This window comes from Sphingomonas radiodurans, from assembly GCF_020866845.1.
GTDB lineage: Bacteria > Pseudomonadota > Alphaproteobacteria > Sphingomonadales > Sphingomonadaceae > Sphingomonas > Sphingomonas radiodurans.
In genome coordinates this window covers 3,528,712-3,548,638 of record NZ_CP086594.1, presented here as the reverse complement: position 1 = coordinate 3,548,638, position 19,927 = coordinate 3,528,712, and the positions used below count along the sequence as shown (strand labels likewise).

The window sequence follows — 19,927 nt, the reverse complement described above, 5'->3', positions numbered from 1 at the left end:
ATGGACGAAGCGTGGCGACTGCGGGCTGAACCGACCTGTCAGCCAGCCGAAAGGTTTCAGGCAACGCCAGCGAGCTGCTTTGCCCGCGCATAATCCGCCTTGCCATTGGGCGCACGCAGCGACTGATCGGTGGTGACGATCAGCTTGGGAAGCTTGTACCCGGCGAGCTTGTGGCGCAGCGTATCGCATGTGACTCCCTCATCGAACCCGGGCGTCGCCTGCACCACCGCAGCGACGGCCTGGCCCCATTTCGGATCGGGCATCGCGAAAACCAAGGCGTCGTCGACCTGTGGGCAGAGCTTGAGGGCTTCTTCGACCTCTTCTGGGAAGATCTTCTCGCCGGCCGAGTTGATGCATGCCGAGCCGCGGCCGAGCAGGATCAGCGTGCCGTCCGCGGCAACCTGCGCGAAATCACCCGACACAGTGTAGCGCACCCCGTCGATCATGCGGAACGTGCGCGCGCTCTTCTCAGGATCCTTATGATATTCGACCGGGCTCGGCGGCGCGAGGACGACCTTGCCAGTGGCGCCGGAGCCAGGGACGATATCCTTGTCATCATCGTCGAGCACACGGCAGCGCGGGCCGACCATAAACTTGGCTGTTTCTGCCGTGCCGTCCCTGGTGGTGAGCGACGCACCCATGCCGATCGCTTCGGACGAGCTGAAATTATCCTGGCAGGTCGCCTCGGGCATATGGCGGATCAGGCCGTCCTTCACGCCCTGCGTCCACATCACGCCCGACGAACTGATGAGACGGATGTTCGAGACGTCCCAGCGGCCCGGGTTCGCCTCGAGCGACTCGAGCACTGGGCGCGCGAAGGCGTCGCCGACGACGATCAGGCGGTTGGCCTGCCAGCGGTCGATTGCGTCGAGCGCTTCCTCGGGCCGGAAGCTGCGGCTGGAGAGCGTCGCGACGAAGCCGCCGGCGAGCAAGGCGCCGTAGGACGAGAGCAGCCCGGTGCCGTGCATCAGCGGCGGGCCGCAAACGGTGCGCGGGTAATCGGGGTTGGCCGCGGCAAAGGCGGCAGCCTCCGCGACGCTGGTGGGCACCGGCAAGCCCTGCGTGGCGGCGACGGCGAGGCCGATCGCGTTGAGTTCGGCATGAGTCCAAACGACGCCCTTGGGCATACCCGTCGTACCGCCGGTGTAGATAAAGAAGCGGTCGAGCGGATCGCGCGGGATCGCGACCGGAGCGCCCTCCCCTTCGACCAGATCGTCGAAGCGTTCGGCGAACGCCGGCGGCGCATCCTCGCAGCCGATCTCGACCCAGGTGCGGACCAGCGGCGAGCGATCGACCACCTCTGCCACTGCATCGCGCAGCCGGGCGTCGTAGATAAGGACGGTCGCGTCGCTGTCGGCCAGAATATAAGCGAGTTCGTCGGCGACGTAGCGATAGTTGACGTTGACGTGCGTGCCGCGCGCCTTCCAGCACGCCATCAACGCGATCAGATAATCCGCGGAATTATAGGCATAAAAGGCGAACCGCTCGCCCGGCTTGAGCCCGCGCTCAATCAGGGCGCGGGCCAGGTTGTTCGAGCGGGTGCGCAGCGTCGCCCAGTCGACGACCTGATCGCCGTGCGCAAGCGCAATGCGATCGCCGGGGATGGCGGCCTCGACCGCCTCGATCATGTCGCCGAAGTTGAAGCTCATGCCGCCTGCTCCGCTGATGGCTCCGCGGGCTTCAGCTTGCCCCAATATTCGTCGCGTAGCAGCCGTTTGTAGAGCTTGCCGGTGTCATGGCGCGGTAATTCCTCGCGAAAATCCCAGCGGCGCGGCGATTTGACGTGGCTGAGGTTTGCGCGGGCATATTGCGCGAGTTCGTCGGCCAGCGCTGCGCGATCTTCGGAGAGATCCTTGGGCTGGATCACCGCGACGACCTCCTCGCCCATCTCTTCGTGTGGGGCACCGATCACCGCGACGTCGGCGACTTTCGGGTGCGTTATCAATAGGTTCTCGATCTCTGCCGGGTAGATATTCACCCCACCCGAGATGATCATGAAGCTCTTGCGGTCGGTGAGGTAAAGGTAGCCCTCCTCGTCCATCCAGCCCACATCACCGAGCGTCGTCCAGCCCTTCGCGCTCGTGCTTTCCCGGGTCTTTTCGGGGTCATTGTGGTAGATGAACGGAGCCGCTCCCGTGGGATTTAGATCGGTAACTGGTGCCTCGAAGAAGATCGCGCCCTCGGTGCGCGGGGGCACTTCGTTGCCTTCGTCGTCGCAGATGTGGGTGATCGTCGTCAGGTTGCGGCCGACCGATCCCTTGTGCGTCAGCCATTCGGGCGAGAGGATGTTGTGGAAGCCGTTGCCTTCGGTGCCGGCGTAATATTCGCCGATGATCGGGCCCCACCATTCGATCATCGCCTGCTTGACCGGAACCGGGCAAGGCGCCGCGGCGTGCCACACCGCCTTGAGCGACGAGACGTCATATTTCTTTCGGTCGGCCTCGGGGAGCTTGAGCATGCGGATGAAGTGCGTCGGCACCCATTGCGCATGGGTGACCTTGTAACGCTCGATATATTCGAGCGCCTTCTCGGCGTCGAACCGCTCCATCACGATCACCGTGCCGCCGATCTGCTGCACCGCCATCGACCAGCGCAGCGGCGCGGCGTGATAGAGCGGGGCGGGCGACAGATAGATCATGTCGGGATTGAAGCCGTAGAGCCCCTGCCCGATCATCACGAGCGGCGAGACGTTCTCGCCATAGGGATCTTCCGGCAGCGCGAAGCGTACACCCTTGGGCTTGCCCGTGGTGCCCGACGAATAGAGCATGATCTGGCCGGGGGACGGATCGGCGATCGGCGTTTCAGGCTGAGCGGCGGTCGCCTCTTCCCAGCCCTGGTAGCCATCGACGACACCATCGACCATGAAGCGATCGAGATCGTCGACCAGCGGCAGCAGCGCGGTGGCGCACGCCGCGGTGCCCTTCGACGCGATGAACACGCGGCACTCGCCGTCGCGAATGATATATTCGGCCTCAGCCGGCAGCAGCTTCGAGGACAGGCAGGTAAGATAGACGCCGGCGCGCTCGGCCGCCCATGCGACCTCGAAATAGCGCGCCGAATTGTCCATCATCATGGCCATCGCGTCGCCACGCTTGAGCCCGAGCGCGCGGATCAGATGCGCGCCCTGATTGGCGCGGGCGTCGAGCTGGGCGTAGGTGATCGTCTCACCGCTGCCGGCCATGATATAGGCCGGTTTGTCGGGAGTGGCGGCGGCGTGTTTGTACGGATGCGTCATGTGTCTCTCCACCGCGGCGGGCGCTATCGGCCCGCTCGCGGCACATTTTGCTGATCAGCTATCGAGGCGTTCGACGATGATCGCGGGGGCCATGCCGCCCGCCGCGCACATCGTGACGAGGCCATAGCGCTTGTTCTGACGCTCCAGCTCGTCGACGATCGTGCCGATCAGGATCGATCCGGTTGCGCCGATCGGGTGGCCGAGCGCGATCGAACCGCCGTTGACGTTCACCTTCTCGCGCGGGATTTCGAGATCTCGGATGAACTTCTCGGAAACGACAGCGAAAGCCTCGTTGATCTCGAACAGGTCAATGTCGTCGATCGTCAGGCCAGCCTTCGCCAGCACCTTCTTCGCGGCCGGCACCGGGGCGTTGAGCATGAGCGTTGGATCATCGCCGATGTTCGCCATCGCCACGATCCGTGCGCGCGGCTTCCAGCCCATCTTGTCGGCATATTCCTTCGAGGCGAGCAGCACCGCGGCCGCGCCATCGACCACGCCCGACGAATTGCCGGCATGGTGGAAATGCTGGATCTCGAGGTCAGGATACTTGCGGTTGATCTGCGTGCGGAACGTGTCGCCGGACTTGTTGTACGGCATGTCGGCCATCGCAGCGAACGACGGCTTGAGCGCGGCGAGGCCTTCTGCCGTGGTCTGCGGGCGCGGGAATTCGTCCTTCGCGAGCACGACGTTGCCCTCGTCGTCGACGACTGGGACGATCGACTTGTCGAACCGGCCCTCGGCGATTGCGACAGCGGCCTTCTGCTGGCTTTCGAGGCCGGCGTTGTCGAGCTGCTCGCGCGTGATGCCTTCCATGCTGGCGATCGCATCGCCGCAGATGCCCTGGTGCGATTGCGGATGATTGAGGTTCAGTCGCTCGTTGCCCGAGCCCATACCGAGCGGAGTCTTGCCGCTCTCCATGTCCTCGGCGCCCATCGCCGCAGTGAGGCTCATCATCTCGGTGCCGCCGGCGATGACGAGATCTTCCATGCCGGACATGATCTGTGCCGCGGCGAAGTTCACCGCAGTGATGCCACCGCCGCAGAAGCGATCGAGCGTGGTGCCCGAGGCCTTGACGTCATAGCCGGCGTCGAGCGCGGCCATGCGGCCCAGATCGCCACCCTGCTTGCCGCGCTGCGTGCTGGTCGACCAGATGATGTCGTCGACTTCCTCGGTGTTGAGGTTGTTGCGCTCCTTGATCGCCTTGAGCACGGTGGCGGCAAGATGCTGCGGGTGCATGTGCGCGAGCGCGCCCTTGCCCTGCTTGCCGATGCCGCGCGGGGTGCGGACGGCGTCGATGATGTAAGCGTCGGCCATTGCTGCGAACCTCTCCAGAAAACCTACAACCCGCGGTCCCTTTACCGGCGCGGATTTCCGGCATAACCTTCGTTATGGTACAAGGGATGTCAAGCGTGCTGCCAGTTTCGGGACCAATCGCGTTGCCCGTACGCACCCCCGATCTGACGCCGCGCGACTGGCTGGAGGCGGGACAATCGCTGCTGCGGCGCGGCGGATTGCGGGCGCTCAAGCTGCGGCCGCTGGCCGAGGAGCTGCGCGTTTCGACCGGAAGTTTCTATCACCATTTCCGCGACTTCGACGATTATCAGGGGAAGCTCGCGACGTATTTCGCCGAGGATCAGGTGAGTGACCTGATCGCGGCGCTGGAGCGCGCAACCGCCGATCCGATCGGGCGTATCCGGCTGCTCGGCCAGACGGTACGGCGGCGCGGCGCCTCTCGGATCGCAGTGGCGATGCGCGCCTGGGCGGAAAGTGATCCGCGTGCTCGAAGCGCGGTGGAGCGACACGACGAGCTGATGCTCGATTTCCTCGCGCGCAGCCTGATGCAGACGGGCTTTTCGCGCGCCGAGGCGGAAGTGCGCGCTTACGGCCTCATCACGCTGGGGCTGAGCAAGGTGCATGCGCCGCATCTCGACATGGCATCGCTGTTCGATTCGCTGCTCGACATCATGGTCGCGGTGCCCGCGCGGTCATGAAGGCGCTGGTGGTTGCGACCCTCTCGCCCGATCTGTCGGGGACTGCGCTGGTCGACGTGCCGGACTTGGCCCCTGCCCCCGGCAAGGTATTGATCCGTGTGAAGGCGGCGGCGTTGAACTTTCCCGACCTGCTGATGACGCGCGGCGAATATCAGATGAAGCCGCCGCTGCCCTTCTCGCCTGGGATGGAAGTGGCGGGCGAAGTGATTGCCGGCGACGGGTTCGCGACGGGCGACGCGGTAATAGCGGGCACGCGGTTGGGCGGCTTTGCGGAATACGCGCTGGTCGACGCGGCGGTGGTGCGGCGCAAGCCGGCGCATCTGTCGTTCGGCGAGGCGGCGGGGGTCGGCGCGGCGTATCTGACGGCATATGTCGCGCTGGTACGGCTGGCGAAGGTCGAGCCCGGCGAATGGGTGCTGGTGCATGGCGCGACCGGTGGCGTGGGACTGGCTGCGGTGGATCTCGCCAAGGCGCTCGGCGCGAAGGTGATCGCGACGTCGCGATCGGCGGACAAGCTGCGGGTGGTCGAGGCCGAATACGGCGTCGAGGCGGTGCTGCCGGCGCCGGGCTTCCGCGAGGCGGTGAAGGAGATCACCGGCGGCGGCGCTGACGTGATCTACGATCCGGTCGGTGGCGACGTGTTCGACGAATCGGTGCGCGCGATCGCGTTCGGCGGGCGACTGTGCGTGATCGGCTTCACCTCGGGGCGGATCGCGACCGTTTCGACCAACATGCCGCTGATCAAGGGCTTTTCGGTGATCGGCGTGCGCGCGGGCGAATACGGCCGGCAGTTCCCCGACAAGGGGCGCGAGAATCAGGCGGCGATCTGGCGGCTGGCGGAAGAGGGCAAGATCCGGCCGCGCGTGCATGCCGAATATCCGCTCGACCAGTGGCGCGACGCCTTCGAGGCGATGCAGCGCAGCGAGATGGTGGGAAAGATCGTGCTGGTCCCCTGAGGCCCCGGCCCGTCAATAAATACGAATGGAGAGAGTTATGTCGGGTTTCGATTACGTCATCATCGGCGGCGGTTCGGCCGGCTGCACGCTTGCCGCGCGGCTGAGCGAGGACCCAGCGGTCAGCGTCTGCCTGCTCGAGGCGGGCGGCGCGAACAAGGAGATGCTCGTGCGGATGCCGGCCGGCGTCGGCAGCCTGATCAAGGCCAAGAACAAGCATAATTGGGGCTTCTGGACGCAGCCCGAGCCGCACCTCGACAACCGACGTCTGTGGTGGCCGCGTGGTCGCGGGCTCGGCGGATCGTCGGCGATCAACGGCATGGTCTATACCCGCGGCCACCCGCAGGATTTCGACGAGTGGCGCCAGATGGGGCTGACCGGCTGGGCGTGGGGCGACGTGCTGCCGTATTTCCGCAAGCTCGAAGGGCATCATCGTGGCGGCGACCTGCACGGCAGCGACGGGCCGCTGACGATCTCGGGCGGCGAGAGCGACTCACCGTTCCATGATGCACTGATCGAGGCCGGGCGGCAGGCTGGCTATCCCGTCACCGAGAACTTCAACGGCGCGAGCCAGGAGGGCTTCGGGCGTTACGACCTGACGATCGCCAACGGCCAGCGCTGGTCGACCGCGGCGGCGTATCTGCGGCCGATCGAATCGCGCACGAACCTGACGGTGATCACCGATGCGCGGACGGCGGGCATCGTGGTTGCGGGAGGGCGCGCGGTCGCGGTCGATTACATCAAGGACAAGCGCGCCCAGCGCGTCGAGGTGCACGGCGAGGCGATCCTGTGCGCCGGTGCGGTGCAAAGCCCGCACATCCTGCAGCTGTCCGGCATCGGGAACGCCGCTGCGCTGAAGGACGCCGGGGTGCAGCCGGTGCATGATCTGCCGGGCGTCGGCGAGAATCTGCAGGACCATCTCGACATCATCATGAGCTGGCACAGCCGCGGGCTGATGACGGCGTTTTCGCAGACGAAGGGGCTGCGCCAGCTGCGCGTGGGGCTGGAGTATCTGACGCGCGGCACCGGGCTCGGGCGGCAGCAGTTCCTCGAATCGGGCGCGTTCATCTCCTCGCGCGAGGGGCTGTCGCGGCCGGACGTGCAGATCCACGGCGTGCTGGCGATCATGAAGGATCACGGCAGGACGCGGGTAAAGGCGGACGGCTTCTCGTTCCACCTCTGCCAGCTGCGGCCCGAGAGCCGCGGGCGCATCGGGCTTGCCTCGGCCGATCCCAATGCCGATCCGCTGATCTTCGCCAATTACCTGGCGAGCGAGGTCGACCGGCGGGTGATGCGCGACTGCGTCCATATCGGTCGCGAGGTGGCGTATCAGGCGGCGCTCGATCCGTATCGCGGTGACGAGATCACCCCGGGGCGCGACGTGCAGACCGACGCCGAGATCGACGCGTGGGTGCGGGCGAACTCGGAGACGATCTACCACCCAGTGGGCACGTGCAAGATGGGCGCGGACGGCGACAAGATGGCGGTGGTCGATGCGCAGTTGCGCGTGCGTGGGCTCGACGGGCTGCGCGTCGTCGATGCATCGGTGATGCCGACGCTGGTGGGATCGAACACGAATGCGCCGACGATCATGATCGCGGAGAAGGCCGCGGATATGATCCGCGGGGTGAAGGTGAAGGCGGCGCTGGCGGCTTAGGCGACATTCGTCACCCCGCGAAAGCTGGGGTCGCTCAGTCATGGACCGGTGCGCGAGCCGCGGGCGATCCCAGCTTTCGCTGGGATGACGCCTGTGGGGAAGCTTACCGCTTGAGCGCGGCGACGCCGGGGAGGTCGCGGCCTTCCATCCATTCCAGGAAGGCGCCGCCCGCAGTCGAGACAAAGGTGAAGTCGTCCGCCACGCCGGCGTGGTTGAGCGCCGACACAGTATCGCCGCCGCCAGCGACCGAGACGAGGCTGCCGTCGACCGTCAGCGCCGCGGCGGTCTTCGCAAGTGCCACGGTGGCAGCGTCGAATGGCGCGGTTTCGAAGGCGCCCATCGGGCCGTTCCATACGAGCGTGCGGCAGTTCTTCAGGACATCGCCGAGCGCCTCGACCGCGGCGGGGCCGACGTCGAGGATCATCTCATCGGCCGCGACCTCGTGGACGTTGACGGTGCGGATCGGCGGGTTGGCGCGGAATTCCTTCGCCACCACCACGTCGTACGGCAAATGGACGGTGCAGCCGGCACGGTCGGCGGCTTCGAGGATCTCGTCGGCAGTGCCGGTCAGGTCATGCTCGCACAGGCTCTTGCCGACGTTCACGCCGCGCGCGGCGAGGAAGGTGTTCGCCATGCCGCCGCCGATGATCAGGTGATCGACCTTGCCGACGAGGTGCTTGAGCACATCGAGCTTTGTCGAGACCTTCGCGCCGCCGACGACCGCGGCGACCGGATGTTCGGGTGCGCCGAGCGCCTTTTCGAGCGCGACGAGTTCGGCTTCCATCGCGCGGCCAGCAAAGGCCGGAAGCGCGCGCGCGAGCCCCTCGGTCGAGGCGTGCGCGCGGTGTGCGGCGGAGAAAGCGTCGTTGACGTAGAGATCCCCCAAAGCGGCGAAGCGTGCGACGACGGCGGGATCGTTCTTTTCCTCACCGCTGAAGAAACGCGTGTTCTCGAGCACCGCAATGTCGCCGGGCTGGAGCATTGCGACGTTCGCCGCATCGCCTTCCCAATCGACGTAGCGCACCGAGCGGCCGAGCACGGCCGAATAGGGTCGAATGATCTGCGCGAGCGACAGATCCGGGCTCGGCACGCCCTTGGGGCGACCGAAATGCGCCAACACCAGGACGATCGCGCCCTTGTCGGCGAGTTCGGAGACGGTGGCGACCGTCGCGCGGAGCCGCGTATCGTCGGTCACCGCACCATCGGCGAAGGGGACGTTCAGGTCCTCGCGGACGAGGACTCGCTTGCCGCGAAGATCGGGGAATCCGTCAGCGATGTCGTCGAGCGTGCGGAATGACTTGGCCATGGTTCTTCGATCCTGATCGGGTCGCCGACGGCAATCTGGCCGCCCTGCATCACTTTCGTACACACGCCGCCGCGCCAGTCGGGCGTGAGCGCCGCTTCGAGGCCGGGGGCGATCGCCTCCATGCGCGTGCACGGATCGTCCTTGCCTGTGACTTCGAGCACGACGTCGCTGCCGATCCGAATGCGCGCACCGGGCACTTGCGGCAGATCGATATCGACCAGCAGGTTCGCGCGACGCTCGTGCCATGCGAGCGTCGCGCCGATGTCGGCCATCGCGGCCTCCCAGTCGGTGCGCTCGATCAGCGTGACCTGGCGCTTGTACGGCTTGCGGCGCATGCCGCCGCGATAATCGCCAGCGATGCCGCCTTCGAGCGTCACCTCGGCCGCCTCGATCACCTCAATCGGTGCCTTGGGACGCACGTGCCGCGCGATCCCGAGGAGGCGGCCGGGCTCAGTCACCCCAGCTTCGCCATCAGCGCGGCGGTATCGACCATGCGGTTCGAGAAGCCCCATTCATTGTCGTACCAGCTGACGACGCGGACAAGCTTGCCGTCGATCACGGCGGTTTCGAGGCTGTCGACGGTCGACGAATAGGGCGTGTGGACGATGTCGATCGAGACGAGCGGCTCGTCGGAGAAGAACAGTACGCCTTCCATCGGGCCTTCCGCCGCGGCCTTGAGCAGCGCGTTTACTTCCTCGACGCTGGTGTCGCGCTTGGGCGTGAACGTCAGGTCGACGAGGCTGCCGTCGGGCACGGGCACGCGGATCGCGGAGCCATCGAGCTTGCCCTTGAGCTCGGGCAGCACTTCGCCGACGGCGCGCGCAGCGCCAGTGGTTGTCGGGATGATGTTCATCGCCGCCGCGCGGGCACGGCGCATATCGGGATGGATCTGATCGAGGATCTTCTGATCGTTGGTATAGGCGTGGATCGTCGTCATCAGGCCGCGCTCGATGCCGATCGCATCGTTCAGCACTTTGGCGACCGGCGCGAGGCAATTGGTGGTGCACGATGCGTTCGAGACGATGGTGTGGCCGGCTTCGAGCTTGTCGTGGTTCACGCCATAGACGACGGTGAGGTCAACGCCCTTGGCCGGCGCCGAGATCAGCACCTTCTTGGCACCGGCATCGATGTGCTTTTGTGCGCTCGGGCGGTCGGTGAAGAAGCCGGTGCATTCGAGCACGATGTCGACGCCCATCTCGGCGTGCGGCAGGTTCGCGGGATCGCGCTCGGCCGTCACGCGGACGCGCTTGCCGTCGATGACGAGATCATTGCCGTCGGCGGAGACGGTGCCGGGATATTTGCCGTGGACGCTGTCGCGGCTGAACAGCCAGGCGTTTGACTTGGCATCGGCGAGATCGTTGATCGTCACCAGCTCGAGATCGCTGCCGCGCTCCAGCATCGCACGTGCCACGAGGCGGCCGATGCGCCCGAAACCGTTGATCGCAACTTTCGTCATGCCGCCCGATTCTCCGCTCGTCTCGAATATCTCGCGCGCCTTTGCGCGACGGATGCGCCGCGCGTCAACCGCGTGGGACAGGTGGGACTTGCCGATGTCCCGGAGCGGTCCTAATTCGGACGCATGACGAATAGTGACGCTGTGACGCGGATAGACGCCGCGATCAGGCGCATCGAGGCGGCGATCGAACGCCGCGAACGGGAGAATACCGGCCTGCGCCAGCGGCATGACGCGCTGCGCAGCGAAGTGACCGATGCCATCGCGTCGATCGATGCGATCATCTCGCAGGATCCCGACATCGCGCAGGAGCCGAACTGATGGCGCGCGTAATGCTCGAAATCGGCGGTAGTCGCTGGCCGGTGAACTGCCGCGACGGCGAGGAAGCGCAGGTCACGGCGCTGGGCGCGATGCTGGATGCGCGGTGGGCACAGGCCGAACGCGCCGCCGGCGACGCGGGCACGGCACGCGTGCTGCTGCTAATCGCGCTCATGCTCGCGGACGAGCTGGTCGATGCGCAGGAACAGGCGAGCGCGTCGGGCGGCGATGCGGCCCTGGAAAGCGTCGCCGAGCGCCTCGAGAAGCTTGCATCGGCCCTTGAGCGCGAGCGCGCGAATGACTAGATTAGTCGCGACGGGAACTGCCCGGTGCGAGCCTACAAATATCCCTGAGGCTATTCTTCATCCTAGGGGACTGTCCCTGCCCAGGCCCTGGCCTGACGTACATGGTCCCCACCTGACGTACCGCGCGTCAGAGGATATCTCGGCAAACGGCCATGGCGGGCCCGTCACCCTCCCCCTTCGATAAGATGGACAAGCGCACCCTTCGCGCTGCCGCCCGCGCGGCACGCGACGCGCTGGGTGCATCTCTCCCGACGCTCGAGGTGCCGGACCCATTGCGCGCGCTGATGTCGCCTGGGATGATCGTCGCAAGCTATGTTCCGCTCGGCAGCGAGGCCGATCCGGCGCCGCTCATGGCTGCGGCCGAGGCGGCGGGCTGCACGATCGCGCTGCCACATGTGGTCGATCGCGCGACGCCGCTGCGGTTCCTTGCGTGGCAGCGAGAGACGGCGCTGGTGATCGGGCCGCTGGGGTTGCATCAGCCGCCGGACGACTCCGCCGAGGTCATGCCCGATCTCGTCCTGACGCCGCTGGTGGCGTTCGATCGCGTACTTGGCCGCATCGGCCAGGGTGCGGGGTATTACGATCGCGCCTTTGCACGCTTGCCCAACGCACATCGCATCGGGGTCGCGTTTTCGGTACAGGAGGTGGCGCACGTGCCGGCCGACCCGTGGGACGTGCCGCTGCACGCCATCATCACCGAACAGGAATGGATCACATCATGAACCCATCGTGGCGCAAGCCGGTCGGCATGCTGGCGATCCTGTTGCTGATTGCGGTGTGGTGCGTGGTCATTATCAGCTTTTCCGAGGTCATCAGTGGCTGGCACTGGGCGGCTCAACTGATGTTCTATCTGGTCACCGGGATCATCTGGATCACGCCGCTGAAGCCGCTCCTGCGCTGGATGGAGACCGCCCGCTGGCGTTGACCGCCGCGCCGTGTTCCTGATACGTTCTCGTTGATGGCGCAGGTGAGCAAGCGAGTCGTGCGCGGTGTGACGCTGAACGGCGAGAGCAAGCGCTTCGGCTTGCCGCAGACCGAGGCGGATGGCGACTGGCTCGACATGCGTGACGAGATAGACGGGCGTCCGGCGCCGGTACGCACGACGGTGACGATCGAGCGGCCCAAGACGATCATCAGCCGCAACACCTCGCCCGACGTGCCGTTCGATCGCTCGATCAACCCGTATCGCGGGTGCGAGCATGGCTGCATCTACTGCTTCGCGCGGCCGAGCCATGCGTTCCATGATCTTTCGCCGGGGCTCGACTTCGAGACCAAGCTGTTCGCCAAGCCTGATGCGGCTGACTTGCTGCGGGGTGAGTTGGCGAAGCCCAGCTATCGCTGCGCGCCAATGGCGCTGGGCACCAACACCGATCCTTACCAGCCGATCGAGGGCAAATGGCGCATAACGCGGGGCGTGATCGAGGTGCTGGCGGCGTGCGATCATCCACTTGTGATCACGACAAAATCCGACCGCGTGGTGCGTGATCTCGACCTGATCGCGCCGATGGCGGCAAAGGGCCTGGTGGGGGTCGCGATCTCGATCACATCGCTCGACCCGAAGATAGCGATGACGATCGAGCCGCGCGCGCCGCATCCCGAGAAGCGGCTGGCGGCGGTGCGGCGGTTCGCCGATGCGGGCGTCCCCGTCTACGTCAACATGGCGCCGGTGATCCCCGCGATCACCGACAACGAGGTGGAGGCGATCGTCGAGCGGGCAGCGGCAGCAGGCGCGCGCGGCGTGTCGTTCATCCCGGTACGGCTGCCGTGGGAAGTGGCGCCGCTGTTCCGCGCGTGGCTCGACGAGCATTTTCCCGAGCGTGCAGGCAAGGTGATGGCGACGATCCAGTCGCTGCGCGGGGGCAAGGACAATGATCCCGGTTTCTTCTCGCGGATGCGTGGGGAAGGGCCATGGGCGGAGCTGTTGCGCACGCGCTTCCTGATTGCGCGGCGCAAGCACGGGATCGATCAGAACCGCGAAAAGATGCAGTTGCGCTGCGACCTGTTTCGGCCGCCGCGGGGGCCGCAGGGGGAGCTGTTCTGATGAGCGATGCGCCGCCGCTGCTCGAGATAGTGTTCGCAGGGCCAGTGATCGAATGGCGCGGGCCGGCGCCGTTCTTCTTCGTCGCGCTGCCCGACGATCATGCGGAAGCGGTGCGCGCGGCGGCGCGGGCGGCGAGCTACGGCTGGGGCGTAGTGCCGGTGACCGCGACGATTGGCGCGACGCGGTTCACGACATCGCTGCTCCCGCGCGCGGGCGGGTATCTGCTGCCGCTAAAGGACAAGGTGCGGCGGGCTGCGGGGTTGGTGCTTGGCGATGTGGCGGTGGTGGTGATGCGGGTCGACGCGACTTAGTCTCTAGTCCGCTTCCTGAGGGAATGGCCTGTCGGTCAAAATCGCGTCGAGGCGCCCAGGAAGATCGTGGATCGATCCGAATTGCCGCTGAACCCGATCCGTGTGCCGGCATCGAGCAGCAAATTCTCGCCCACTGCGAGCGTCAGCCCGGCCGACGCGATCGCCTGATAGCGGCGCTCGATGCCGGATGCGGCGCCGCGCGGCAGGATGCCGACGTATTCGACGTACGCGCTCACTGGCCCCGCGACCAGATGGCCGAGCGTGACGCTGTGAACCAGATCGAGGCCGTAGGCTTGCGCCTCGTCGCGGTAGACGAGATCCGCTTCGAGCATCGCGCCGAGCGACCAGTCGCCGAACAGGTCGATCGCCATCGGCAGGATCAACCCCGCTTCGACGTGACCGTTGGAGAGCCCGCTAGTGCCGGTCGGCAGCTTTATGAACGGCATGACGCCGAGTGCGACGCCTTCCCCATCGTTGCCCTGCAGGTTGATCTTGAGGCGGACGAGCGTGTCGTCGCCGAACCCCTGGTCGACGCCATCGTCGCCGACGACGCGCTGATACGGGGTGAAGAGCAGCTGCAGATCGACGTTGTCGAGCAGGCCGAGCTTCAGGTTCACCGGCAGCACGTCGAGCGTCCGGCTGCGATCGCGGCCGAGCGTGTATTCGGCGGCGCTCAGCTCGATCTGCAAGTGCCCGGCATTGAGGGTGTAAGGGCTCTCGGTGGTGTCAGGACGATCGGTATTGAAACCGCGCAACCGATCGCGCGGGACGGGATCGAACAGCGTATAGCGCTCGGGCGGAGGCGCTTCCGACTGGGGCGCAGGTTCGGCGGCGGCGGCGGAGAGGGCGAGCAAGATGATCATCGTCCGTCCGCCCTCTTCAACCTGCGAGCGCCCGCTCGCACGATCAGCCGACCAACGCTAGCCGCGTTTCCGATTGCCGTAGCGTCACCTCGCGAACCCCGGGCAAATCCTCGATGCGATCCACCAGTTCGCCATCAAGCAGGAAATCGCGACCGAGCAACAGCAGCGCTTCGCCACCCGGCACGGTCGCTCGGACGAGCACCTCACCGCGCGCGCCGCGGTGGTGCTCGAGCAGGCGTGCAAGGGCGGGCAGCGCGGCGGGTTCGGCGACGGCGATCTCGACCACGAAGCGCGCGAGCGAGGCCAACGCCTCGAACGGCTGCATGCGCTTGACGGTGACGCGCGGGGTTTCCTCCCCGGGGCGGCGATCGAGTTCCACCGTGGCGAGGCCGCAGCCGCCGGCGCGCGCGGCTTCCTCGAGGTCGGCGGCTACCGCATCGTCGAAGCAGGTCGCGATGAACTGGCCGCTCTGGTCGCTCAGCGTCGCCATCAGGTAGCGCTTGCCGCGCGCCGAGGTACGCCAGCGCGCTTCCTCGACGAGTACTGCCATCGTGGCGCCGGCGCGCGTGCCATCGTCGGGGATCGATAGCTCGCCTAGGGCGGCATATTGCCGCGCACCGTGGGCGCGAGCGAGATGCGCGTGGCGATCGACCGGATGCGCGGAAAAGTAGAAGCCGAACGCTTCCTTCTCCTGCTCCATCCGCTCGGCCATGCCCCAGCGCGCGGAGGCGGGAAGCTTGATCGCGTCGCCGGCGGGCTCGGCATCGCCGAAGAGACCGCCCTGCCCGCTGGTGCGCGCGTCGTGCTGCCGCGCGGCGACCGCGAGCATCGTTTCGGCCACCGCGTAAACCCCGGCGCGGTTCGGCTCGATCGCATCGAAGGCGCCTGCGGCGGCGAGCGTTTCGAGCTGGCGCTTGTTGAACAGCCGCGGATCGACGCGCCGCGCGAGATCGTCGAGCCGCTCGAATACGCCACCTTCGTCGCGCTCGGCGACGACCTTCTCCATCGCCCCCTCGCCCACCGACTTGAGCGCGGCGAGCGCATAGCGCACCGCCGGACCATCATCGGTGATCTCGACATCGAAGTCGGCGCGGCTATGGTTGATGTCTGGTGGCAAGCACTTGACCTGCATTCTTCGCATGTCGTCGCAGAAGATCGCGAGCTTGTCGGTCTGATGGATGTCGTACGCCATCGAGGCGGCGAAGAACTCCTCCGGTTGGTGCGCCTTCAGCCAGGCGGTCTGGTAGGCGAGCAGGGCATAGGCGGCGGCGTGGCTCTTGTTGAAGCCGTAGCCGGCGAACTTGTCGATCAAATCGAACAATGCATTGGCGCGCGCGGCGGGGATCTGGTTGTGCGCGGCGCAGCCCTCGACGAAGGTCGCGCGCTGCGCATCCATCTCGGCCTTGATCTTCTTGCCCATTGCGCGGCGCAGCAGATCGGCGCCGCCGAGCGAATAGCCGGCGAGCACCTGCGCCGCCTGCATGACCTGCTCCTGGTAGACGAAGATCCCGTAGGTTTCGGCGAGGATCGGTTCGAGCAGCGGATGCGGATAGTCGATCGCCTCGGTGCCCTGCTTGCGGCGGCCGAATGACGGGATATTGTCCATCGGGCCAGGGCGGTAGAGCGAGACGAGCGCGATAATATCGCCGAAGTTCGACGGGCGGACGGCCGAGAGCGTGCGGCGCATTCCTTCGGATTCGAGCTGGAACACGCCGACCGTGTCGCCCTTCTGCAGCAAGGCGTAGACCGCCTCGTCGTCCCATGTCAGCGCGTCGAGATCGACATGGATGCCGCGTTTATCAAGCAGTTGCAGCGCGCGCTTGAGAACCGACAGCGTCTTGAGGCCGAGAAAGTCGAACTTCACGAGGCCGGCGCCCTCGACATATTTCATGTCGAACTGCGTGACCGGCATGTCCGAGCGCGGGTCGCGGTAGAGCGGGACGAGCTGCGACAGCGGGCGATCGCCGATCACCACGCCGGCGGCGTGCGTCGACGCGTGGCGCGGCAGTCCTTCGAGCTGCATCGCGAGATCGAGCAGGTGACGGACCTGATTGTCGTTGGCGTATTCGCGGTGCAGTTCGGCGACACCGTCGATCGCGCGTTTCAGCGTCCACGGATCGGTCGGGTGGTTGGGCACCAGCTTGGCGAGTCGATCGATCTGGCCATAGCTCATCTGCATCACACGCCCGGTGTCCTTGAGCACCGCGCGCGCCTTCAGCTTACCGAAGGTGATGATCTGCGCGACCTGATCGCGGCCGTATTTCTCCTGGACGTAGCGGATCACTTCGCCGCGGCGCGTTTCGCAGAAATCGATGTCGAAATCGGGCATCGACACGCGTTCCGGATTGAGGAAGCGTTCGAACAGCAGACCGAGCTGGAGCGGATCGAGATCGGTGATCGTCAGCGACCAGGCGACTACGGAGCCCGCACCCGAGCCGCGGCCCGGCCCGACCGGGATGTCGTGCGACTTCGCCCATTTGATGAAGTCCGCGACGATCAGGAAATAGCCCGGGAACCCCATCTGGATGATGACATCGAGTTCGAAGTCGAGGCGAGTGCGGTAAGCGTCCTGCCAGCCATCGGCTTGCGGCTCGCTCGCGAGCTCCTCGATCCGCTTCAACCGTGCTTCGAGGCCGGCATGCGCTTCGGTGCGGAGCATCGCGGCCTCGCCCTCGCGGTCGCCTGCGAGGCTGGGGAGAATCGGGGCACGTTTCGGCGCGGCGATGGCGCACCGCTGCGCGACGACAAGCGTATTAGCGATCGCTTCGGGCAGATCGTCGAACAAGGCGCGCATCGCATCGGCGGGCTTCATCCACGCGTCGGGCGAACTGCGCGGGCGATCATCGCTTTCGACGTAGGTGGAATTGGCGATGCACAGCAGCGCGTCGTGCGCGGCGCCGAAGGTAGCTTCGGCAAAGCAGCAAGGGTTGGTCGCGACGATCGGCAGGCCGCGATCGTAGGCGACATCGAGCAATGCCGCTTCGGCACGCTCTTCGACGTCGTCGCCGCGTCGGGCGATCTCGACGTAGAGTCGGTCGGGGAATAGCGCCGCCAGGCGATCGACATATGCGGCGGCGCGGGCGGGCTGATCCTCGGCGTATAGCCGGGCGAGCGCGCCCTCCCCGCCGGCGGTCAGCGCGATCAGCCCTGCTGTGCATTCGGCGAGCGAAGTGAAACAGACGTGCGGCGGCAGGTCGATCGGGCGATCAAGGTGCGCGCGGCTGACCAGCTCACACAGATTATCGTAGCCGCGCGCGTCCTGCGCGTAGAGCGCGAGCCAGTCGACGATCGGCGCGACACCATCGGGCATGTCAGGTCGGGCAACGCCCAGCATCGTCCCGATGATCGGTTGCACACCGGCATCCTGTGCCGCGTCCGAAAAGGCCATCGCCGCATAGAGGCCGTTGCGATCGGTCAGCGCGGCGGCGGGAAACCCTAGCTGCCACGCACGCTTGGCGATCGCCTTGGGCTCGATCGCCCCGTCGAGCATCGTGTAGGACGAGAAGATACGAAGTGGAACGAACCCGGAATGCGGCATCACCCCACGCTAGGGACTCGGCGCCGATTCCGCCAGCGGCGTGCGGCGGATCGTTGTGGACGAAATGCGGCTAGAGAAGCTTCTCGATGTCCTTGCGAATTTCCTCGGGCTTCGTCGTCGGAGCGTAGCGCGCGACGACATTGCCCTCGCGATCGATGAGGAATTTGGTGAAATTCCACTTGATCGCCTTCGAGCCGAGCAAGCCCGGCGCTTCGCTCTTCAGGCGTTCGAACAGCGGATCGGCGGTCGGGCCGTTGACGTCGATCTTGGCGAAGACGGGGAAGGTGACATCATAGGTCAGCGAACAGAAGTTCGCGATCTCGGCCGCATCGCCGGGCTCCTGCGCGCCGAACTGGTTGCACGGGAAACCAAGCACTTCGAAGCCGCGCTCGCTATAACCGCGGTGCAGCGCCTCGAGCCCGGTATATTGCGGGGTGAAGCCGCATTTGGAGGCAGTGTTGACGATCAGCAGCACCTTGCCGGCATGCGCATCAAGCGACGCGGTGCTGCCGTCGGCGGCCTTTACCTCGAACTGAGTGATCGCAGTCATCGCCCCTCCCCCTCATGCCTTGCGAGCAGATGCTGGAGGTTCTGCCTGACTCCCGGCCATTCGCAAGCGATGATCGAATAGACAACGATATCGCGCACGCGGCCATCCATCACCTGGTGCGAGCGGAGCACGCCATCACGCTTGGCGCCGAGCCGCTCGATCGCGCGTTGCGAGGCGCGATTGAACCAGTCGGTGCGGATCTGGACGGCGTTGCAGCCGAGCACCTCAAAGGCGTGGCCCAGCAGTAGCAGCTTGGCCTCGGTGTTGACGCCGGTGCGCTGCACCGAGGAGGAATAGAAGGTGCCGCCAGCTTCGACCCGGCGGTGCGCCTCGTTCATCCGCATGTAGCGCGTGAGCCCGACGATCCGATCGTCAGGCGTTACCACCGCGAACGGCATCGAGCGGCCGAAATCCCGCTCCTTGAACACCGCCGCCATGAACGCCTCGGGATCGCGCAACCCAGAGACATTGGCGTGGAACAGATCGATCAGGCCCTCGGCGGCCGCGGCGAGCGCGTCGCGATCCTCGGCAACGAGCGGGCGGAGTGTGACATGCCGGCCGGTGAGCACCGGCGGATCACGCCAAGGGTTCACTGCAGCACGCCTTCGTGAAGGCGAACGACGCGGTCCATCTTCGCCGCCAACCGCTCATTGTGCGTCGCGACCAGCGCGGCGGAGCCTTCCTCGCGCACCAGACGAAGGAATTCGCCGAGCACGCGATCGGCGGTACCTTCGTCGAGGTTGCCCGTCGGCTCGTCGGCAAGCACCAGCGCGGGGCGGTTGGCGAGCGCGCGGGCGACCGCAACGCGTTGTTGCTCGCCCCCGGAGAGCTGGCTCGGGCGGTGCGTGAGGCGGTGGCCGAGGCCGAGTGCGGTGAGGAGCGTGGCGGCGCGCGCATCGGCCGTCTCGCGCACTGTGCCGAGGATCAACTGCGGGAGAACAACGTTCTCCAGCGCGTTGAAATCGGGCAATAGATGGTGGAACTGATAGACGAAGCCGAGTTTGTCGCGGCGCACGATGGTGCGGCCGTGCGCGTCGAGCTTGGCGGCTTCCTCACCGGCGATGCGGATCGAGCCATCGAACCCGCCCTCCAACAGCCCGACCGCCTGGAGCAACGTCGACTTGCCCGAGCCCGAGGGGCCGAGCAGCGCCACGATCTCACCCGCGCCGACCGACAGGTCAACGCCGCGCAGCACCTCGATAGTCTCGTCGCCCTGCGTGAAGCTGCGCGAGAGTCCGCGGGTCTGGAGAACGGCAGTCATCGATCCTCCCCATCGAAGATGGGGAAGGGGACCGCTTGCTGAAGGCAAGTGGTGAAGGGGAAACGCCTCACGCGCATCGCCCGTGGCAATTCCCCTCCACCATTGCTGCGGAATGGTCCCCCTCCCCGCTTTGCGGGGAGGATTG

At 66.2% G+C, this 19,927-nt stretch carries 20 protein-coding genes; 9 read left to right on the top strand and 11 right to left on the bottom strand.

Annotation, left to right across the window (positions count from 1 at the left end):
• Nucleotides 1-56 precede the first annotated feature (56 nt).
• The 3 genes from LLW23_RS16830 to LLW23_RS16820 are packed head-to-tail and all read right to left on the bottom strand — an operon-like array spanning nt 57 to nt 4,549.
• Nucleotides 57-1,649, bottom strand: coding sequence for an AMP-binding protein (locus LLW23_RS16830; protein WP_228946652.1), 1,593 nt, complete (start codon nt 1,647-1,649; stop codon nt 57-59).
• Nucleotides 1,646-3,235: an acyl-CoA synthetase gene (locus LLW23_RS16825; RefSeq protein ID WP_228946651.1), complete on the bottom strand. Its 1,590-nt coding sequence runs from the start codon at nt 3,233-3,235 to the stop codon at nt 1,646-1,648. Before LLW23_RS16825 ends, LLW23_RS16830 begins: the two co-directional genes overlap by 4 nt.
• Nucleotides 3,236-3,289: 54 nt before the next feature.
• Entirely contained in the window at nt 3,290-4,549 is a 1,260-nt protein-coding gene (locus LLW23_RS16820; RefSeq protein ID WP_228946650.1) for an acetyl-CoA C-acetyltransferase, read from the bottom strand.
• Between the two features lie 86 nt (nt 4,550-4,635).
• Here LLW23_RS16820 and LLW23_RS16815 point away from each other — a divergent pair, with 86 nt between their 5' ends.
• Genes LLW23_RS16815 through LLW23_RS16805 form a run of 3 tightly spaced genes read left to right on the top strand, consistent with a single transcriptional unit; the run spans nt 4,636 to nt 7,836 of the window.
• On the top strand, nt 4,636-5,226 hold the full coding sequence (locus tag LLW23_RS16815) for a TetR/AcrR family transcriptional regulator (RefSeq protein ID WP_228946649.1): 591 nt from the start codon (nt 4,636-4,638) through the stop codon (nt 5,224-5,226).
• Entirely contained in the window at nt 5,223-6,182 is a 960-nt protein-coding gene (locus LLW23_RS16810; protein ID WP_228946648.1) for an NADPH:quinone oxidoreductase family protein, read from the top strand. Before LLW23_RS16815 ends, LLW23_RS16810 begins: the two co-directional genes overlap by 4 nt.
• A 37-nt stretch (nt 6,183-6,219) precedes the next feature.
• Complete coding sequence (locus LLW23_RS16805; protein ID WP_228946647.1) at nt 6,220-7,836, top strand: choline dehydrogenase; 1,617 nt, start codon at nt 6,220-6,222, stop codon at nt 7,834-7,836.
• A 103-nt stretch (nt 7,837-7,939) separates the two neighbouring features.
• Here LLW23_RS16805 and LLW23_RS16800 read toward each other — a convergent pair whose 3' ends face one another.
• Genes LLW23_RS16800 through gap form a run of 3 tightly spaced genes read right to left on the bottom strand, consistent with a single transcriptional unit; the run spans nt 7,940 to nt 10,598 of the window.
• The gene (locus LLW23_RS16800) at nt 7,940-9,142 is read right to left on the bottom strand and encodes a phosphoglycerate kinase (protein ID WP_228946646.1); all 1,203 of its coding nucleotides are present in this window, start codon (nt 9,140-9,142) and stop codon (nt 7,940-7,942) included.
• On the bottom strand, nt 9,055-9,600 hold the full coding sequence (locus LLW23_RS16795) for an MOSC domain-containing protein (protein ID WP_228946645.1): 546 nt from the start codon (nt 9,598-9,600) through the stop codon (nt 9,055-9,057). The genes LLW23_RS16800 and LLW23_RS16795 overlap by 88 nt, the downstream gene beginning before the upstream one ends.
• Nucleotides 9,597-10,598 carry a type I glyceraldehyde-3-phosphate dehydrogenase gene (gene gap, locus LLW23_RS16790; protein ID WP_228946644.1) on the bottom strand — a complete coding sequence of 334 codons (1,002 nt, stop codon included), beginning with the start codon at nt 10,596-10,598 and terminating at the stop codon, nt 9,597-9,599. The genes LLW23_RS16795 and gap overlap by 4 nt, the downstream gene beginning before the upstream one ends.
• Before the next feature lie 123 nt (nt 10,599-10,721).
• On the opposite strand from gap, the gene LLW23_RS16785 reads away from it, so the two are divergent.
• From LLW23_RS16785 to LLW23_RS16760, 6 genes are all read left to right on the top strand, one after another.
• Nucleotides 10,722-10,916, top strand: coding sequence for an FtsB/FtsL family cell division protein (locus LLW23_RS16785; protein ID WP_228946643.1), 195 nt, complete (start codon nt 10,722-10,724; stop codon nt 10,914-10,916).
• Nucleotides 10,916-11,218 carry a cell division protein ZapA gene (locus LLW23_RS16780; protein WP_228946642.1) on the top strand — a complete coding sequence of 101 codons (303 nt, stop codon included), beginning with the start codon at nt 10,916-10,918 and terminating at the stop codon, nt 11,216-11,218. The genes LLW23_RS16785 and LLW23_RS16780 overlap by 1 nt, the downstream gene beginning before the upstream one ends.
• Nucleotides 11,219-11,403: 185 nt before the next feature.
• Complete coding sequence (locus LLW23_RS16775) at nt 11,404-11,940, top strand: 5-formyltetrahydrofolate cyclo-ligase (protein WP_228946641.1); 537 nt, start codon at nt 11,404-11,406, stop codon at nt 11,938-11,940.
• A complete protein-coding gene (locus LLW23_RS16770; protein ID WP_228946640.1) occupies nt 11,937-12,143 on the top strand; it encodes a DUF2842 domain-containing protein in 207 nt (68 codons plus the stop codon). The genes LLW23_RS16775 and LLW23_RS16770 overlap by 4 nt, the downstream gene beginning before the upstream one ends.
• 33 nt (nt 12,144-12,176) lie before the next feature.
• The gene (locus LLW23_RS16765) at nt 12,177-13,259 is read left to right on the top strand and encodes a PA0069 family radical SAM protein (protein ID WP_228946639.1); all 1,083 of its coding nucleotides are present in this window, start codon (nt 12,177-12,179) and stop codon (nt 13,257-13,259) included.
• Nucleotides 13,259-13,570, top strand: coding sequence for a DUF1905 domain-containing protein (locus LLW23_RS16760; RefSeq protein WP_228946638.1), 312 nt, complete (start codon nt 13,259-13,261; stop codon nt 13,568-13,570). Before LLW23_RS16765 ends, LLW23_RS16760 begins: the two co-directional genes overlap by 1 nt.
• Nucleotides 13,571-13,605: 35 nt before the next feature.
• Here the strand turns inward: LLW23_RS16760 and LLW23_RS16755 are convergent, their stop codons facing one another.
• The 5 genes from LLW23_RS16755 to LLW23_RS16735 form a co-directional block, all read right to left on the bottom strand.
• Entirely contained in the window at nt 13,606-14,433 is an 828-nt protein-coding gene (locus tag LLW23_RS16755) for a transporter (protein WP_228946637.1), read from the bottom strand.
• A 43-nt stretch (nt 14,434-14,476) separates the two neighbouring features.
• On the bottom strand, nt 14,477-17,971 hold the full coding sequence (gene dnaE / locus LLW23_RS16750; RefSeq protein WP_228946636.1) for a DNA polymerase III subunit alpha: 3,495 nt from the start codon (nt 17,969-17,971) through the stop codon (nt 14,477-14,479).
• 70 nt (nt 17,972-18,041) lie between these two features.
• Complete coding sequence (locus tag LLW23_RS16745; protein WP_228946635.1) at nt 18,042-18,521, bottom strand: glutathione peroxidase; 480 nt, start codon at nt 18,519-18,521, stop codon at nt 18,042-18,044.
• Nucleotides 18,518-19,114 carry a GNAT family N-acetyltransferase gene (locus LLW23_RS16740; protein WP_228946634.1) on the bottom strand — a complete coding sequence of 199 codons (597 nt, stop codon included), beginning with the start codon at nt 19,112-19,114 and terminating at the stop codon, nt 18,518-18,520. Before LLW23_RS16740 ends, LLW23_RS16745 begins: the two co-directional genes overlap by 4 nt.
• Entirely contained in the window at nt 19,111-19,782 is a 672-nt protein-coding gene (locus LLW23_RS16735; RefSeq protein ID WP_228946633.1) for an ABC transporter ATP-binding protein, read from the bottom strand. Before LLW23_RS16735 ends, LLW23_RS16740 begins: the two co-directional genes overlap by 4 nt.
• Between the last annotated feature and the right edge of the window lie 145 nt (nt 19,783-19,927).

Excerpts from the sequence above, each read along its gene's own strand:
- LLW23_RS16785 (WP_228946643.1), top strand. The coding sequence starts at position 10,722 with ATGACGAATAGTGACGCTGTGACGCGGATAGACGCCGCGATCAGGCGC.
- LLW23_RS16765 (WP_228946639.1), top strand. The coding sequence starts at position 12,177 with ATGGCGCAGGTGAGCAAGCGAGTCGTGCGCGGTGTGACGCTGAACGGC.
- LLW23_RS16735 (WP_228946633.1), bottom strand. The coding sequence starts at position 19,782 with ATGACTGCCGTTCTCCAGACCCGCGGACTCTCGCGCAGCTTCACGCAG.
- LLW23_RS16830 (WP_228946652.1), bottom strand. The coding sequence starts at position 1,649 with ATGAGCTTCAACTTCGGCGACATGATCGAGGCGGTCGAGGCCGCCATC.
- LLW23_RS16760 (WP_228946638.1), top strand. The coding sequence starts at position 13,259 with ATGAGCGATGCGCCGCCGCTGCTCGAGATAGTGTTCGCAGGGCCAGTG.
- LLW23_RS16780 (WP_228946642.1), top strand. The coding sequence starts at position 10,916 with ATGGCGCGCGTAATGCTCGAAATCGGCGGTAGTCGCTGGCCGGTGAAC.
- LLW23_RS16775 (WP_228946641.1), top strand. The coding sequence starts at position 11,404 with ATGGACAAGCGCACCCTTCGCGCTGCCGCCCGCGCGGCACGCGACGCG.
- LLW23_RS16745 (WP_228946635.1), bottom strand. The coding sequence starts at position 18,521 with ATGACTGCGATCACTCAGTTCGAGGTAAAGGCCGCCGACGGCAGCACC.
- LLW23_RS16755 (WP_228946637.1), bottom strand. The coding sequence starts at position 14,433 with ATGATCATCTTGCTCGCCCTCTCCGCCGCCGCCGCCGAACCTGCGCCC.
- dnaE (WP_228946636.1), bottom strand. The coding sequence starts at position 17,971 with ATGCCGCATTCCGGGTTCGTTCCACTTCGTATCTTCTCGTCCTACACG.
- LLW23_RS16805 (WP_228946647.1), top strand. The coding sequence starts at position 6,220 with ATGTCGGGTTTCGATTACGTCATCATCGGCGGCGGTTCGGCCGGCTGC.
- LLW23_RS16810 (WP_228946648.1), top strand. The coding sequence starts at position 5,223 with ATGAAGGCGCTGGTGGTTGCGACCCTCTCGCCCGATCTGTCGGGGACT.
- LLW23_RS16825 (WP_228946651.1), bottom strand. The coding sequence starts at position 3,235 with ATGACGCATCCGTACAAACACGCCGCCGCCACTCCCGACAAACCGGCC.
- LLW23_RS16820 (WP_228946650.1), bottom strand. The coding sequence starts at position 4,549 with ATGGCCGACGCTTACATCATCGACGCCGTCCGCACCCCGCGCGGCATC.
- LLW23_RS16770 (WP_228946640.1), top strand. The coding sequence starts at position 11,937 with ATGAACCCATCGTGGCGCAAGCCGGTCGGCATGCTGGCGATCCTGTTG.
- gap (WP_228946644.1), bottom strand. The coding sequence starts at position 10,598 with ATGACGAAAGTTGCGATCAACGGTTTCGGGCGCATCGGCCGCCTCGTG.
- LLW23_RS16815 (WP_228946649.1), top strand. The coding sequence starts at position 4,636 with ATGTCAAGCGTGCTGCCAGTTTCGGGACCAATCGCGTTGCCCGTACGC.
- LLW23_RS16800 (WP_228946646.1), bottom strand. The coding sequence starts at position 9,142 with ATGGCCAAGTCATTCCGCACGCTCGACGACATCGCTGACGGATTCCCC.